This window comes from Halalkalibacter sp. HAAS-P014 (assembly GCF_056619965.1).
On sequence record NZ_JBWQTV010000006.1, the window covers coordinates 376,513 to 392,476 of the forward strand.

The 15,964-nt window shown below is 37.4% G+C and carries 13 protein-coding genes and 1 riboswitch; all 13 genes read right to left on the reverse strand.

The window, feature by feature from the left end; genetic code table 11:
• Positions 1-51 precede the first annotated feature (51 nt).
• The 13 genes from AC1FXZ_RS06570 to AC1FXZ_RS06630 all read right to left on the reverse strand — a co-directional run bounded on the left by AC1FXZ_RS06570 (position 52) and on the right by AC1FXZ_RS06630 (position 15,962).
• On the reverse strand, positions 52-1,650 hold the full coding sequence (locus AC1FXZ_RS06570; RefSeq protein ID WP_480051912.1) for an ABC transporter permease: 1,599 nt from the start codon (positions 1,648-1,650) through the stop codon (positions 52-54).
• Positions 1,650-2,567, reverse strand: a complete 918-nt coding sequence (locus tag AC1FXZ_RS06575) for an ABC transporter ATP-binding protein (RefSeq protein ID WP_480051913.1) — start codon at positions 2,565-2,567, stop codon at positions 1,650-1,652. Before AC1FXZ_RS06575 ends, AC1FXZ_RS06570 begins: the two co-directional genes overlap by 1 nt.
• 15 nt (positions 2,568-2,582) lie before the next feature.
• Complete coding sequence (locus tag AC1FXZ_RS06580; RefSeq protein WP_480051914.1) at positions 2,583-3,140, reverse strand: TetR/AcrR family transcriptional regulator; 558 nt, start codon at positions 3,138-3,140, stop codon at positions 2,583-2,585.
• A gap of 358 nt (positions 3,141-3,498) precedes the next feature.
• Complete coding sequence (locus AC1FXZ_RS06585; protein ID WP_480051915.1) at positions 3,499-4,329, reverse strand: glycosyltransferase; 831 nt, start codon at positions 4,327-4,329, stop codon at positions 3,499-3,501.
• A 197-nt stretch (positions 4,330-4,526) separates the two neighbouring features.
• Complete coding sequence (locus tag AC1FXZ_RS06590; protein WP_480051916.1) at positions 4,527-5,792, reverse strand: cytosine deaminase; 1,266 nt, start codon at positions 5,790-5,792, stop codon at positions 4,527-4,529.
• Positions 5,793-7,073, reverse strand: a complete 1,281-nt coding sequence (gene codB / locus AC1FXZ_RS06595) for a cytosine permease (RefSeq protein ID WP_480051917.1) — start codon at positions 7,071-7,073, stop codon at positions 5,793-5,795.
• Positions 7,074-7,640: 567 nt separating this feature from the next.
• Entirely contained in the window at positions 7,641-7,952 is a 312-nt protein-coding gene (locus tag AC1FXZ_RS06600) for an STAS domain-containing protein (RefSeq protein WP_480051918.1), read from the reverse strand.
• Between the two features lie 14 nt (positions 7,953-7,966).
• Positions 7,967-9,718 carry a methyl-accepting chemotaxis protein gene (locus AC1FXZ_RS06605; protein ID WP_480051919.1) on the reverse strand — a complete coding sequence of 584 codons (1,752 nt, stop codon included), beginning with the start codon at positions 9,716-9,718 and terminating at the stop codon, positions 7,967-7,969.
• Between the two features lie 340 nt (positions 9,719-10,058).
• Positions 10,059-10,143, reverse strand: a riboswitch (cyclic di-GMP riboswitch).
• Between the two features lie 310 nt (positions 10,144-10,453).
• A complete protein-coding gene (gene fba / locus AC1FXZ_RS06610) occupies positions 10,454-11,317 on the reverse strand; it encodes a class II fructose-1,6-bisphosphate aldolase (RefSeq protein WP_480051920.1) in 864 nt (287 codons plus the stop codon).
• A gap of 112 nt (positions 11,318-11,429) precedes the next feature.
• A complete protein-coding gene (gene pfkA / locus AC1FXZ_RS06615; RefSeq protein WP_480051921.1) occupies positions 11,430-12,389 on the reverse strand; it encodes a 6-phosphofructokinase in 960 nt (319 codons plus the stop codon).
• A 76-nt stretch (positions 12,390-12,465) separates the two neighbouring features.
• Complete coding sequence (locus tag AC1FXZ_RS06620; protein ID WP_480051922.1) at positions 12,466-12,969, reverse strand: PTS sugar transporter subunit IIA; 504 nt, start codon at positions 12,967-12,969, stop codon at positions 12,466-12,468.
• A 422-nt stretch (positions 12,970-13,391) separates the two neighbouring features.
• Positions 13,392-15,002, reverse strand: coding sequence for a hypothetical protein (locus AC1FXZ_RS06625; protein ID WP_480051923.1), 1,611 nt, complete (start codon positions 15,000-15,002; stop codon positions 13,392-13,394).
• A 210-nt stretch (positions 15,003-15,212) separates the two neighbouring features.
• Positions 15,213-15,962 carry a hypothetical protein gene (locus AC1FXZ_RS06630; RefSeq protein WP_480051924.1) on the reverse strand — a complete coding sequence of 250 codons (750 nt, stop codon included), beginning with the start codon at positions 15,960-15,962 and terminating at the stop codon, positions 15,213-15,215.
• Positions 15,963-15,964: the final 2 nt, after the last annotated feature.

Below are 15,964 nucleotides of genomic sequence, written 5' to 3' on the forward strand. Positions count from 1 at the left end.
AAATATACGTTATAAAGTTCGGCGCGTCATTAAGGGCGCTAGGTACATGACTTACTCTATATCACGCTTCTTAAAACCAACAAAGCCTATTACTGTAAAAATGCCTGACACCAAACACATTACAAACAAAGGCAGAAACGTCACTGGTTCAATAGGGGCTTGCGCTACATGCCCAAATGGAGACAACTTCCCTAGCCATTCTGGAAATTGCATTAACCCTCCGAAATAAATAACAATAAAGGAATAGAGCAGATACAGCCAAATGAGCGTATTTTGTCTTGACAAGAATCCGATCAGAAATACAGCAATACTGATCATGACTAATAGTGCAGGATAGTACGCCATAGCTGCACCGTAAATCATCCCAAACTTAAGACCTTCATCCATTACAGCAGCTCCAGCAAACCACAAGCCTATTGCACCGAGTGATAACATAACAAAGCCATTAACAACAGCTATGATGAAATACGAACCCATCACTTGTGTCCGTGAGACAGCTCTTCCTACCAAATGCACGAGCCGATCTTTTTTTTCCTCCACGCGTAGTTTATTCATAGCCATAACTGGTGGAATAGTTGCTAAAATTGCCATAACAACAAGTAACATCGGAATAAATTGCTCTGTCAGTGTAGCACCCTCTGCCGGCTGAAGCATTTGTTCCATCAGTTCGTTTCCTTCAAAAAACGCTTCCATATCTCCTAAAACTGATCCATAAGAAGCACCCATTATAAATAATCCAATCCCCCACGCGATAAAACTAATTCGCTGAAGTCTTAAGGCCAGACCGATTGGACCTTGTAAAAAGAACGAGGCAGATGTTCTTCCTGGTCTTGACGGTAAAAAACCTCTTTCAAGATCGCGAATAGAGTGTAAATAATTTGCCAGAATAACTAAGAAAACAGAAGTTGCTACCATCAAGAAAATAGGTCCCCAATTATTTGAAGTATATGTTTCTGTTTTCGTTACCCACCCTAATGGTGACAGCCAAGAGAGTGTTTCATTGCTAATATCAGTAACTGCCCTGAAGAGATATGCACCAAGTAATATAGCAATTGACCAACCTACCGTCCCTCGTGAACTTTCAGAAAGTTGAGCAAAAACGGCTGTCACTCCAGCAAACACCAAGCCCGTTCCCCCCAAAACAGCACCATAAAGCAGCGATCCATGTAAATCCATGCTTTCAATTCCAAGCGAGTATAATCCAAAGGCTGTAATTAAGGCTAATGCCACATTAGCCAGACAGACAACTAATAAAGAAGCGTTTAAATAAGAAACTCGCCCGACCGGCAAGGAACGAACCAGTTCAATACGGCCATCCTCCTCATCCCCTCTTGTATGACGAGTTACTAGCAAAATACTCATTAGTCCAACTACAACAGCTGTTATCAGCAACATTTGGTGGGCTGTCATCGCACCAACAGTATAATTTACTAAGTCTCCAGGCCCCACCATTGCAATCATCGCTGGATTAGCCATTGTTTCAGCCATCGCATTTCTTTCCAACTCTGTTTCGTATAGTCCAACAAACGAAACTGGAACAATTAATGTAAAAAATGTAAGAGCGATGATCCAGATCGGAATTCGGAACCGGTCAAGCCGAAGAATAAATCGCGAAAGGTTGCCCACTTTTGCCAAATTATTTTGAGCCATCAGTGCACACCTCCCACTCCTACATCCGATGGTTGGCCTTTTCCTTCATAATGGCGCATAAACAAATCTTCCAAAGCAGGAGGAGCACTTTCTAGCTTGACTATTCCAAACTTGCTAATGTATTTAATAATTTCGTCCAAGTCCTCTGTATTCACTTGAAATGACAACCCTTGATCCGTTTCTTCAAGATCATGTATCCCTTTTAATTCTTCAATCTTTACTATAGGCTGTTTTGTCTCGACAAGAATTTGAGTGCGAGTCAAGTGACGAAGCTCTTTTAATGTTCCTGTTTCGATGATCCGACCCTGGCGAATGATAGCGACTTTATCACATAGCTTTTCGACTTCGGAGAGAATATGACTAGAAAGTATCACACTTTTTCCTTTGCTTTTCACTTCCATTACAAATTCTTGGAAAACTCGCTCCATCAATGGATCTAACCCCGACGTCGGTTCATCTAAAATATACAAATCTGCATCAGATGAAAAGGCAGCAATTAGCGCCACTTTTTGTCTATTCCCTTTTGAATATGTCCGACATTTCTTTGAAGGGTCTAAATTAAACTTCTTAATTAATTCATCTCTCCTACTTTTATAATCGGTGCCACGTAATTTCACAAATAGATCAATTACTTCTCCACCCGTTAAATTTGGCCATAAATTAACATCCCCAGGAACATAGGCCACTCGTTTATGAATCTCAACAGCATCTTCCCATGCATCCTTACCGAAAATTTCCACATCCCCCTCACTGGCCTTTAAAATACCGAGAAAAACCCGAATTGCAGTAGATTTCCCAGCTCCATTTGGACCGATAAAGCCAAGCACTTCTCCACTTTCCACTTCTAAATTGACTTGATCTAAAGCCTTAAACTTACCAAACGTTTTCGTAAGGTTTTTCACTTTTAAAACGCTCATCTTTACTCCCCCTCTTTACCTGTAAAAGCTGCGCTTCAGTAATTCAGAATAGCTCTCCCATTCGTCTAAATGCTCTCTTCCCAATTCCTCAAAAGAAGTAAACTTTTTCTTTGCCTCCTCTGCAAATCCAATCATCGTCCAGTTCAAAATTTTAATCGCCTTTTGAATATCAACATCATCTCGAAATTTGGAGTAATCAATATTTTCATAAAGCTTCTCAAAACCTCTATCAAGGGTATGTTTCATACGTTGATCAATATCAGCCTTCACTTCATCTGCTTCCTCATGTGTCGCTGCATTAAAGAAATCAAAAACGTGTGGGAATTTTTTTTGAATATTGAATTTTATTAATCCAATTTCCCCGAGCCTTATAAAAATGTCAGATTGATCGAGATCAATCTCTTCGTAAATTTTCTCTATTATTTCAATCCCATAATCAATTAAAAAAACATATAAATCCTTTTTATTATTAAAATAATTGAATAATGACCCTTTCGAAATTCCTGCCTCTTTTACAATTTCATTTGTTGAGGCTTTCTCAAAACCATTTTTTACAAATTCCTTTAGAGCCACATTGATGATTCGCTCTTGTTTTTCTGTTTTTAAACTTTTGAACTTAGAATTAATGATGCGTATCTCCTTCCTTTAAACAATTGACCACTGTGGTCAATATTAATGTAACAAAAAATGACCAGTCCGGTCAAATGAAAGTTTCAGTATAATTACTTACCTAAAAATCTTATTCCCTTACTTTTCATTGGGATTACGCAAATACGTATAATGTCCGGGACTATATACTTCATGTGTAAATGTGCATCAATGGCGACCGAAGTTATCAGGGAGGCATTATAGCCCCCTTATTATATCGGAAAAGAAGTTTACGAGTTATTGAGTAATTATGCGCTATTGTTAGAAATTAATAACTCTAGTTCTACACGAATTCGCTCCGTACCCTTTCGATAAGCTTTAGATATTTAGCTAGCATCTTTGCACTGTGCTTTCTACCCTTTTTTTTATATCTTCTAATCACCTTTTCATTCCCTTTTGTTGTTTCCAACCAAGGTTTTGGTGACCCGGTAAAATGAATGACTGCAATTGTCTTTTCATCAGGCGAATCAAAGTTTACATTATAACCATGGTTATCAACATAATACTGGATTGACCTATTAAATACGTTATATTTTTGATCCAAGTGAAGATAAGGACAATTGGGCCAGTCTGGATAATGTACGTTTAACAAATCTTGATCCCCAATTTGCTCTTTATATTGTCCGAATGTTTGTATATGTTCAAAGATAGAATCACTTAATCCTAACTGTGGTTTGATCACCATTAAACCGGAATTAATTGAACGCCACCCTTCATGCCCCGGAGAAAGAAGATCTGCCATAACCGCTGACATATGACCTTTCTGAAACAAACAGTCTATATTTTGAACGATCATCATATCACTATCTAAACAGACAATTTTCTCGTATTCTATTTCATCAAATATCAGTAATTTGTTTAATGTTTGGTTCCAATTTTCTTTTCCACGTTTATTATTTCTCTTTTGATACTTTTCTTCCATTTTAAATTCACGTTTTAAACGTTTTGTTTTAATATTTTTCCGTTCCAATGCCTCCTCACATGAACTTGATATATTTTGAGTTAATAAAACTTTAAAATCATATTTAGGGTTTGTCTCAATCAATGATTGATGGAGAGCTAACACGCCTAACAAATAATCATCAGAAACTAAGGTTGTTAAATACGTTTTCAATGATTGCCCCCCTTATATTCGATTGCAGCTTTCAAACTAAGGAGTATGAAATCTGGTGTTATAAGTTATGTCTGAAATGACAGAAAGGAAGGGCAACTTTACTGCTTTAATACAAATTTGATTGGACAAATTCTACTTTCACTATTAAGAATATATAGGAAAAGGTCCGGCATCCCTGCCGAACCTTTTATCATCATTTATTTACTAAACCGAACCTGCTCTTTCCCATTGCCAAACTCAACAAACGTCTCACTCGGCTTCGTTTCAGCAATAACCTTCCCATTACGAATCGAATAACGTACCGGTACTTGACGACGAATCGCATCATACTCATCTTCTGCGCTTAGAACAATCAAATTCGCAGGTTTGCCCTCTTCAATTCCGTACTCATTTTCAAGATGCAATGTTTTGGCACTGTTTTTTGTAATCAAATCAATCGAATTGACGATCTGGTCATACCCTAACAGCTGACACACATGGATTCCCATATGCAATACTTGTAGCATATTCCCTGTTCCGAGAGGGTACCATGGGTCAAAAATATCATCATGTCCAAAGCAGACATTGATGCCAGCCTCTTGTAATTCCTTTACTCGTGTAATTCCTCGGCGTTTCGGGTACGAATCAAAACGGCCTTGGAGATGGATATTTACTAATGGGTTGGCGACAAAGTTAATGTTTGAAAGCTTAAGCAAACGGAATAACTTTGACGTATACGCGTCATTGTATGAATGCATTGCTGTTGTATGGCTTGCTGTTACACGCTCTCCCATTCCAAGCCGATACGCTTCTGCTGCTACGACTTCGACAAAACGCGATTGCTCATCATCAATTTCATCACAGTGAATGTCAATAAGGCGGTCATATTTCTCAGCTAGCGCGAACGCTTTTTTCATCGACTCAACACCATACTCGCGTGTGAATTCAAAATGAGGAATTCCCCCTACAACATCTGCTCCCATACGAAGCGCTTCTTCAAGCAACTCTTCTCCATTTGGATACGATAAGATCCCTTCTTGAGGAAACGCAACTAGTTGCAAATTAACGTTCTCAGACATTTCCTCTTTTACTTCTAACAACGCTTCTAACGCAATTAATGACGGATCCGTAACGTCAACATGCGTACGGACATGTTGGATGCCTTGGGCTATTTGCCACGTTAATGCTTTTTTCGCGCGTGTTTTAACATCTTCTTTCGTTAAAGACTCTTTTCTTTCGGACCAGCGTTGAATGCCTTCAAATAACGTCCCACTTTTATTCCATTCAGGCTCACCTGCTGTCAGAGTCGTATCAAGATGGATATGAGGTTCCACAAATGGAGGAAGGACGAGACTTCCTGCGACATCGAGTGTCTCGCCTTCATATCCTTCAACTTGTTCAGAAATTGTTTCAATTTGATTGTTCTCGATTAAAATTTGCCAAAGACCTTCACGGCCACGTAGTTTCGCATTTTTTACTAACAATTAGCTCACCTTTTTCTGCTCTTTTACTGCTTCTTCTTCTTTACTACGCTTATTTCTGCTGTTCTTAATGTAAGTTAGGATAACATAAGCAAGTGCTGAACCTAGTAGTGCATTTAACGGGGCAATTCCTGGGGCAAATGTCGCAGCTAGTACACCGATTGCCCATGCAGCTAATGCCAACCAGTTTACGGCTTGGATCGCACTTTCTTTTAGTTCTTTCCCACGACGAACGATAAAATAATCTGCTAAGATAATCGCACCGATTGGCGGCAGTGTAGAACCTAGGAATGTTAACCAATCCACAAAGTTATTGTACAGCCACATAGCCAACACCGTACCGACAATCCCGTTAAAGATAACCACTTTATTCTTAGAAATCTTTGTAATATGCGAAAATCCTAATCCCGATGCATACAACGCATTGTCATTCGTCGTCCAAATGTTAAGACCTAGAATAATAATAGCAGGAATGATTAACCCTTGTAAAAACATCACTTCAGAAATATCCGACTCTCCAGTTGCAATTGCTCCGACTGCTCCGAACAGAAACATTAATGAGTTCCCGATGAAGAACGCAATTACTGTTGTGAAAAATCCTGTTTTCTTCGTTTTCGCAAAGCGTGCAAAGTCTGGTGTTAAAGTTCCTGCACTAATAAACGAACCGATACAAATTGTTAATGCTGCAGCCAGCGCCATGCTCTCAGCTGGTTGGTACTCTAAAAGTCCCCCAAAACCTCCAACCGTAGTTGCTGCTTCAAACGTAGATATACTTCCTAAAATCGCTATCGACGGTACCGCTACAATACTTAGTACTGTTAAAGCTTTCATTCCAAGATAAGCAGTCGCTGTCATTAACACACCAGCAATCGCAATTAAAAGATACGTATCAATGCCTGTTACTTTTTGTACAGGGAAAGCAAACATCGCCACCCCAACACCAAACCAACCGATTTGTGTTGCAGCTAACATGAACGATGCAACATACGAACCTTTCTCACCAAACGCGTAACGAGCTAACAAATGTGTCGACAATCCTGTTTTCGCTGCGATATAACCTAATGTTCCCGTATAAAGTCCAAGAATTAAGTTTCCTGCAATAACAATTAAGATAAACTGCGTAAACGTTAACCCTGCACCAAGACTCCCTCCAGACCACATACTTGCTGAGAAAAATGTTAGTCCGAGCATCACAGCGAACATTTTCCAGAATCCTTGTCTCGCAGATTGCGGGACGGGTTGTAGTGCATAATCACGATCGACTTTAGTGTTTGTTTGTTTCATGTTAACTCCTCCAATGTTTTAGGTTCCTGGCACCATGGAGGTTGAAGCTTTCGTTACGATTGGATGTTTTTGCACACAAAAAAGGTTTCTTATCAACCTTTTCTGCTGACAAGAAACCTAGATACGCATAGTTAGATAAGGCTTCAAAAAAGACACACGAATCCCCTATCGTAAACGACCTACCTTGCCAGCCTCACGGGACTGAATTAAAGGTACCAGTTATTAAGTTAAACACATTATCTATTAAGTTTTGTGTTTTGTCAATATAGCGATTGAGGGAAATTACCCGGATTTTGATTTCTTCTATTTCCTAGGGAAGCGCAGAATGTGACAAGGATGTCGAATGAGTTGAGATTTTCGGAGAACTCTTTAGTCTTACTTTTACTATCGTTTAAAAGCCTATCATCTTCCGGATTTAAAGATTGCGAGCATCGCAAACAAACTTACTTGGAATTATATACGCTCCAATGACTTTACAGAGCGTACGTTCCTATATATATATCAGAAAGGAGAGTTGAATTATTTTAACTCTCCTTTCTGTTAGTAGATAACGATAGAAGTTAGTTTTTAAAAATTAGAAGATATATCAAAAAATTTATTTAGCCGTGTACGTTCAAATAATTCTTTTACTTTTTGGTTTAAATTTTTAACAATAACCTCACCACCATTAGTAAATACACGTTTTCTTACTGTAACTAGAACACCTAATCCTGTACTGTCAATATTTTCGACCTCACTAAAGTCAAACGTAAAAAATTTATAACCTTGATCAATATAATTGGTCAATTCTTCTCTCAATTGGGTTGCTTCTTTTGTAAAAACCCCCCCACTTAGTTGTACAAATACATTGTTTTCACGTACATCAATTGATTGAGCCATTTTCATCCCTCCTTTTAAATTTTAAATTTCTCTACCGCTTTTCTTAAAGTTTGAGCTAGTATATTCGTCTCATTTGCCACAGAAGCGACTGATTCCATAGATGTTTTTGTACCATCAGAGGAAGTAGATGTTTCTTGAGCATTTACAGAAGTATTTTCAATACCCGTTGCAAGACTATCGATTAATTCAATGATTTTTTCAGACGATGCAACTTCCTCGCTAGTAACTTCAGAAATATTCTCAATGTCCGTAACTGTTTTATTAACAGCTTGTAAAATTTCCTCTAATGAATCCCCACACTCGCTTACTATGCAAGAACCTTTATCAACTTGTGACTTGCTTTCTTTAATCGCACAAACTGTATCGCTCGTACTATTAGAGATTTGTGAAATTAATTCTGCTACTTTTGTTGCCCCTTGACTTGATTGTTCAGCTAATTTCTTGACCTCATCTGCGACAACTGCGAAACCTTTTCCAGCCTCACCTGCACGAGCTGCTTCAATCGCTGCATTTAAAGCTAATAAATTCGTTTGTTGTGATATATTAGTTATCATTTCAGTAATGGTTTTAATCTCTTTTGTATACTCATCTAATGTTTGAATAAATTTTTCTGTTTCATCCGTTGATGATTTTATGTTCTTCATACAATTAATGGCTTCTTCAACAGTCTTTTTCCCACGATTTGCTGTTTCATACGTACTTTTAGAATTATTGGCTGAAGAAAATGATTTTTCTTTTGCAATTTGTATTAGGGAAGAAAGTTCTAATAAAGTTGCTGATACTTCTAGCATAGTATCGTTCCCACTTTCGGCATCCTGTGAGGCTGCTTGTGCATTATTCGAAATTATGTTTATAGCATTATGTACTTCATCACTTGAAGCTGCCATATAATCTGAAGATGCAGCAAGTGTTCGCGACGAACTTTCCACTTCCCCAACAAGACTTCTTAAATTTTCAACCATTTCATTTAAACTTTCTGTTAATACTCCGACTTCGTCCTTAGAATTAACAGGCAACGGTTTTCCCGTTAAGATTCCATTTGCTACATCCTCCAAACGGCTAGCAGCTCTAGAAATAGGATTAACGATCATATTAGACATAATTAAGGCCACTATAACGGCAATAAGAATAGCAACAATAGTAATTATGATAAAAGTCCATTGTAAGATTTGACCGTTCTCTATCAACTCTTTTTCTAGTTCTACAATTTTGGCATCTTGCAAATCAAATATTATTTGCCACGCTTGGATTGCTTCAATGGCATAAACCGTACAAAATTCCTCCATAATATCAATGGTTTGTTCAAATGAAGGTCTTTTAAAGGTATGAGAATATTGCCCCGTGTTGCCATTCCCATATGCTCCATCATGATCATCAAAAGTAGGAACCACTTCATCTGTAATTAACTTTCTCCACCTTGCTGTTTTTTCATCAGCTACAGCAATCGCCTCAGCATATTCAGGATCGCTACCTAATGTCTCGAGTAACATCTCTTGTGTGGCGATCGAATACTCTGTGAGTTCTTCGAATTCTTTAACCAGTTCAGCGTCTCCATATAATATATATCCACGTGCTGTTACAACACGGTAGGTTACATTATGTTTCATCTCTTCGGCAGCTTTGAGTAATTCATATTCCTCTTCCACCATTTGTCTAACATCGTTTGTATAGTTCGAAATACCCCAAAAACCAAATATACCCATAATTAAAACAGTTAGCAAAACTAAGCCAAATCCACCTAGTATTTTCAGTTTTAAACTTTTCAAACCCTCGACTCCTCTCATTGGTTTTATAGAATTAATATTTACTCTTTTAAATCAATGTCTTTCTCTTAATGCAAATCTTTATTCCTTCACAAACAGTAGTAATTACCAATACCCTTTATTCTCTATATCCCCAAAACAAAAAAGCCTACCAAAAAAGAATGGTAGACTAAAGGCTTAATGTTGAATATTACGATTATTACTTAAAGTTACGTCCAGCCAAATATCAGCCAAAAGCTAAGCCTTAATAAAGCCACACTTTGGTCCTGTGAAATTTGTGGTAATTGGCCATCACTATTAAGTTAAATTATAACAACATAACCTCTTACATGTATTCCATCTTTTCGGGAACCCGGCTACCATAGAATAAATTCTTTAGGCCCGTAGCTTTGCGTCCCCAGCTTTCGCTAGGTTTGCCATTATCGAAGGTTGGTATTAATATGAGTTATTAGATTTCAATTTACTTTAATATCAAACTTGGACTTTAGCCCCCCTTTCTATTCACCGAATCTCAGTTCAAATTACAAAAGTACTATATATAATAATAGTTTTATTTCGACAAAAAATGAAGTGATTTTAATAAATTAGTTAAAATATGATAGAAACTAAAGGTGAACTTTCACATTACCACTTTAAAAAAACTGCTCTTAACTCATGCGACATATCGACAAAAAATATCTCGTTTCGATCCAAAAACCCCACTATCATCAGTAAATAGTGGGGTTAAAGTCTAACTTCTTACGCTTTATTTGAAGACCCAAACTCGCGCATCTTGCCTTTTACTGTTTCTTTAATTGCATCTCGTGCCGGTCCTAAAAACTTACGTGGATCGTATACGTTTGGATTTTCCTCTAGCACTTCACGGATGGCCTTTGTAGAAGAAATTTGATTTTCTGTGTTTACATTAATTTTTGCTGTTCCAAGTGAGATTGCCTTTTGAATATCTTTTGTTGGGATACCTGTTCCTCCATGTAATACAAGTGGAATCCCAGTTAAATCCATAACCTCTTTCATACGATCAAAACCAAGGTTCGGCTCACCTTTATATGGTCCGTGTACAGATCCTAGTGCCGGTGCGAAGCAATCTACATTTGTTTCACATACTAATTGATCACACTCTGCTGGTATTGCATATGCGGCATCGGCATCATCAACAATTAAGTCATCCTCTTGTCCACCGATACGGCCTAATTCCGCTTCAACTGATACTCCATGAATATGAGCAAGCTCTACGACTTTCTTCGTTAACGCAATGTTCTCTTCAAGTGGATGATGTGAACCATCAATCATGACAGATGTAAAGCCGGCTTGAATCGCTTCAGCACACTTTTCAAAGCTTGAACCGTGATCTAAATGAATGGCCACAGGAACTGTTACACTGTATGACTTCATCAAAGCTTTCACCATGTCGACAACTACATTAAATCCACCCATGTAACGAGCAGCACCTTCAGAAACCCCACAAATCAATGGTGACTTTTCTTCTTCTGCTGCTTGTAAAATAGCTTGTGTATATTCTAGATTATTTAAATTAAATTGTCCTACTGCATATCCTTCTTCTTTAGCTTTGTTTAACATCTCTTTCATTGATACTAATGGCATATATACCATTCCCTTCTTATAATGTAATTTTTTTATTATAATTTAGTAGATAAACTCAACCCAAAGGTCGAAATCCGTCCCAGACGGTCATTTTTTGTCCCTTTGAGGCAAATCAAATAGAAAGACGTAGTGCTAATGAATGTAGCGAGTTATCAACATTATGCTTTGCGTTAAATACATCTTGTAGTGGCACTGCTAACATTTGATTGTTTTGAATTGCTACCATCTCGCCTTTATTACCTGCTAATAACATCGATACAGCCTCAGCTCCCATACGGCTGCCTAACAAACGGTCAAACGCTGTTGGCGATCCACCCCGTTGAACATGACCCAGTACAGTTACTCTAGTATCAAATCCTGTTCTTTCACTAATCATCTTTCCTATTTCTGAACCACTAGCTACACCTTCTGCAACAATGATAATGCTATGCTTTTTGCCACGATTATGCCCATGAACTAAACGATTAACTACTTCATCAATGTTATATGACTCTTCTGGTATAATAATTGATTCAGCACCACCTGCTAACCCTGACATTAAAGCAATATCACCAGCATCCCTTCCCATTACCTCTATCACGTAAGTTCGTTCGTGAGAAGTTGCCGTATCTCTAATTTTGTCAATACTGTCAATAACAGTATTTAAAGCCGTGTCAAACCCCACCGTATAGTCCGTAAAAGGAATGTCATTGTCAATCGTGCCTGGAACTCCAATGGTCGGAATGCCCAATTGCGATAATTTTTGTGCGCCGCGAAAAGAACCATCACCACCAATTACAACTAAACCATCAATGTAATGTGCCTTAATTTGATCTACAGCCCTCATTCGCCCTTCAGCCGTTTTAAAGTCTTCACACCGAGCACTATATAAAGCAGTTCCCCCACGATGAATAATATCACCGACACTACCGAGGTCCATCGGAACAAAATCACCCTCTATTAAACCTTGATATCCAGATCGTACTCCTACAACAGATAAACCGTGAAAAATACCACTACGAACAACCGCTCTAATTGCTGCATTCATTCCTGGTGCATCTCCACCACTTGTTAAAACTGCTATCTTCTTCATTTTCTCCCTCCTTTTGGTCACGTTTGAACCTGTCTATATTAAAAGTGCTTAGTTGGAGAGTAAGACCTAATTAAATTTAACTGTTAACTTTAAGGTTGATTAGTTCAGTTTCACCTTTAGTTACATCAACCAATTCTGTATTCTTTTGGAGTGAGTCGATTATCTCTCCATTAGTAAGGACAATCGGTGTAATGGTACTTGCAGCTTTTTCCTCGATCAGCTTTAAATCAAAGCTAACCAGCAGTTGGCCGGATTTCACTTTGTCTCCTTGCTTTACATGAACTTCAAAACCATCCCCATTCATGCCTACTGTTTCTAACCCAATATGTACTAGAATTTCGATGCCAGTAGCACCAAGAATTCCTATCGCATGTTTTGTTGGAAAAACTTGAACAATCTCTCCATCGACTGGTGATACTATTTTTCCTTCAGCAGGATCGATCGCAAACCCATCCCCCATCATCTTTTGTGAGAATGTCGGGTCTGGTACATCCTCAATTTTAACCAACTTCCCAGTTGCTGGAGCTACAATCGTTTCTTCTGTCTTTTTTCTGCTTTTACCAAATAATTTACTCAACACCCTTATAACCTCCTATCCCTAGTTACCTATTAAATTCTCAGCCATTAGCATTTCACTTTCATTTCAACCTAAAGCTTCAATTGCTCTTTGCTCAGATGTCTCAAGCAATTAGAATGCGTTTTCAGAATCAACCTATGATATATGGTCACACCCCTAACAGGATCAGAAAGTTAGCATTACCGAGCCTTTAAATAAAAAGTCTATGAACAATAATGAATAAAAAAAGACCTAAAAGGTATAAAAAGGGATATAGTTATCCCAATTACACATTTTAGGTCTTGCCTGCACTTAAACAGTTACAATCCTGCTTTATTCATAATTGTTGGTTTTATTTTATTTCAAGCACCTCGTAAAGTCAAGACAAAATAATTGGCCCTTGATTCAAGTTGCATATATAAAGCATTTAAGCAAACGATTTTAGATTATTGTGGCTTTAAAATAATCGTATAATTACCTTTGCTTCTTCCTGAACCATTGCTTATTGAATAGTCTGTATAAATTTCAGAAGTTAATTCTCCATTTTTAAATATAAAATCAATACAGTAAGGATTCTCGAACCACCCTTTTCCGGTAAATAAACTTGCTTTTAAATCTGAATTGTTTTCTATGATTTCCTTCACAATTACCTTAGCTTTCTTGCTAATATCGTTCAGAAATCCTTTATCTGATATTCCATTGCCATTGATTCGATACTTTTCAAAAAAGTACAGTTTTAAATCTTCTTCTTTCACTTTTAAATCTTCTAGTATTTTTTTATTTATTTGTTGCTTGTCTTCTCTTGTATATACAAGCAAAGCTGCTATAATAAATTGTATTCCGTCTATATAGTTTTCAAATGCCTTTTTAAAAGTAGCTTGTGTTAACTTCACTATCGTATATTTTTTTGAATCTGCTCTTTTAACCGATATCCCAGATCCTTTAATTATTTCATAATCTTTAATTTGTTCCAACGCTTGTTCTGTTATTTGGTATTCATTTTGTAATAAAAATTCTTTACTGAGATTTGCTTTTATAACAAAATTATCACTTTTACATTTGACCTTTTTACCACTGAGGTTTGATTTCTTATTTTCATCAATTTTCACTGTATAGTAGTTTTCTTTATCGTTATCTAAATTGCATTTCTCAGAAAGAACCTTCCAAAATTTGTGTTTCTTGTTTCTGTTCATAAATCTTGATAAATTAAATTCTTCTTTGTCCCCTTCAAATGTTCCGATATTACTTGCCTTCATCATCATTAATTTTTCAAAATCGTCTACCATTGAACTATACTTAAATTGTATTTGCCCTCTTTTGTGTTCAGTTTTTCCCTCTAAGCTTACATTCCAAGCTTGTACAGTCAATTTCCCGACACTTAGAGTTGGCACATTTGTAGTATTTTGGGATTTAGGATTTTGAATGTTAAATGCTAAAATTTCTTCTTTTGAAATCCATACCCCATTTAATGGATTTCCATGGTAAACATAATCAACTTTACTCTCGTTCTTTCCTTGAAATATAGCCCTATTTAAGATAGCAGCTGCATTTTTATCTAAAAACTTTTGTAATCGCTCTCTTTTTTGTGGATAAAGTTTTTTGAAATCTTTACCACCAAATCTACCAATAATGGTTCCGTCTTCACCTTTTACAATGGGTGCTTTCCCGTCCGTTGACCCATCTGCCCAAATAAAAAACCTGAAACAATCTTTTATTTCATCGGTTACTTCTTCAATTGGTTGATTGCTTAGCCATTCAATAAATTCTTCAATTTTCTCTTGATGTACACTATTGCCAGTTCCCATTTTTACACTAATTCCAAATTCTTTTCCTGCTAACGTAATATAAAAATCTTGTTTCAACTTATTACTAGACTCTACTCTCGCCTCTAAAACTATATCGTCTGACATTGCTAATTCATTATCTGCGCATATACCTTTAATAAATTTTTTTAGATTTGAATTTAGCTCTTTGACCTTCCGTCCATGCAAAGCGTGCACGATTAAACCCTCGTTATTAAATCCATGAGAGTTTGAACCTATTATTCTTTTGTTCATTTAACTCCCCCCTTATTCTATTCTAGCCCTCACAATAAAAACCATAAACTTATGTTACTTTTTTTCTTTTAGATCTATTATTTCGAGGAAGATGAAAAGTAAAAGCCATCGGAACGTCCAATCTGTCTACTCCAACCCTATTTCCATCACGATGGCCTACTTCGCTTCTTTTCTTTATCACTATAACATGACCCCATGTGGCCTATTGCTTTAGGCTTGTGTCCATCTTTTTCTCCACTTCGCTATCTCTTCCTCTTCTATCTGTTTTTCCAGTGTATCATCCCAACGTTCGAGCCATGTGTTCCAGACACGCACGTAGAAGATGTCTTGGTCTTTGTTGTGCAAACGAAATTCAAGACACGGAATCTTTTCGATACTCAATTGTTCAAAACTTTCTACGTCAGCCACTACCGTTTGAAAACCGTCATCATCGAGCCCCTTTTTCTGTTCAGAGAGAACGTGCAAGATTCGCTCCTTATTAATATCGTCCTTAGTTTCTGCATAACGGTAAAGTTTTTCCTCATCATCTATTTCAAGTACAGGCCCCGTCACCTCCGGCCAAAATTCACCATGAACGGGACTGTAATAAAGCTCTGTTGATTCTTCGTCCATTTCTTCTTCAACGATTCCCGTCTGCAGCTGTTCATGCCCTTTGGGTGTAAGTCTGTAAATCGCTCTTTCCAAGCGAATCAAACCTGTTCGCTGCATTTTTTCAATTAAATCTGTTATGAATAATTCCTCTACTAATAGCATTTCCGATAAGTTGGCTGCTCGCCGGATATCAGCTTCCTCAAAAGCGAGCAGCATCATTTTCATAAGGATATCCATTTTCGAACGCTTTACTCTTTTATATGTTGCATCAATTCTCTCAACTGGCACATACCACACCGCCGACTCTTTGATTTCGACGGCCCGATTCTCTAGCAAACTAGCACGTAACCACTTCATTTCCTTATCCATGC

Coding starts and splice junctions, on each gene's coding strand:
- AC1FXZ_RS06570 (WP_480051912.1), bottom strand. CDS start 1,650: ATGGCTCAAAATAATTTGGCAAAAGTGGGCAACCTTTCGCGATTTATT.
- AC1FXZ_RS06575 (WP_480051913.1), bottom strand. CDS start 2,567: ATGAGCGTTTTAAAAGTGAAAAACCTTACGAAAACGTTTGGTAAGTTT.
- codB (WP_480051917.1), bottom strand. CDS start 7,073: ATGAAACAAACAAACACTAAAGTCGATCGTGATTATGCACTACAACCC.
- AC1FXZ_RS06600 (WP_480051918.1), bottom strand. CDS start 7,952: ATGGCTCAATCAATTGATGTACGTGAAAACAATGTATTTGTACAACTA.
- fba (WP_480051920.1), bottom strand. CDS start 11,317: ATGCCATTAGTATCAATGAAAGAGATGTTAAACAAAGCTAAAGAAGAA.
- pfkA (WP_480051921.1), bottom strand. CDS start 12,389: ATGAAGAAGATAGCAGTTTTAACAAGTGGTGGAGATGCACCAGGAATG.
- AC1FXZ_RS06625 (WP_480051923.1), bottom strand. CDS start 15,002: ATGAACAAAAGAATAATAGGTTCAAACTCTCATGGATTTAATAACGAG.
- AC1FXZ_RS06630 (WP_480051924.1), bottom strand. CDS start 15,962: ATGGATAAGGAAATGAAGTGGTTACGTGCTAGTTTGCTAGAGAATCGG.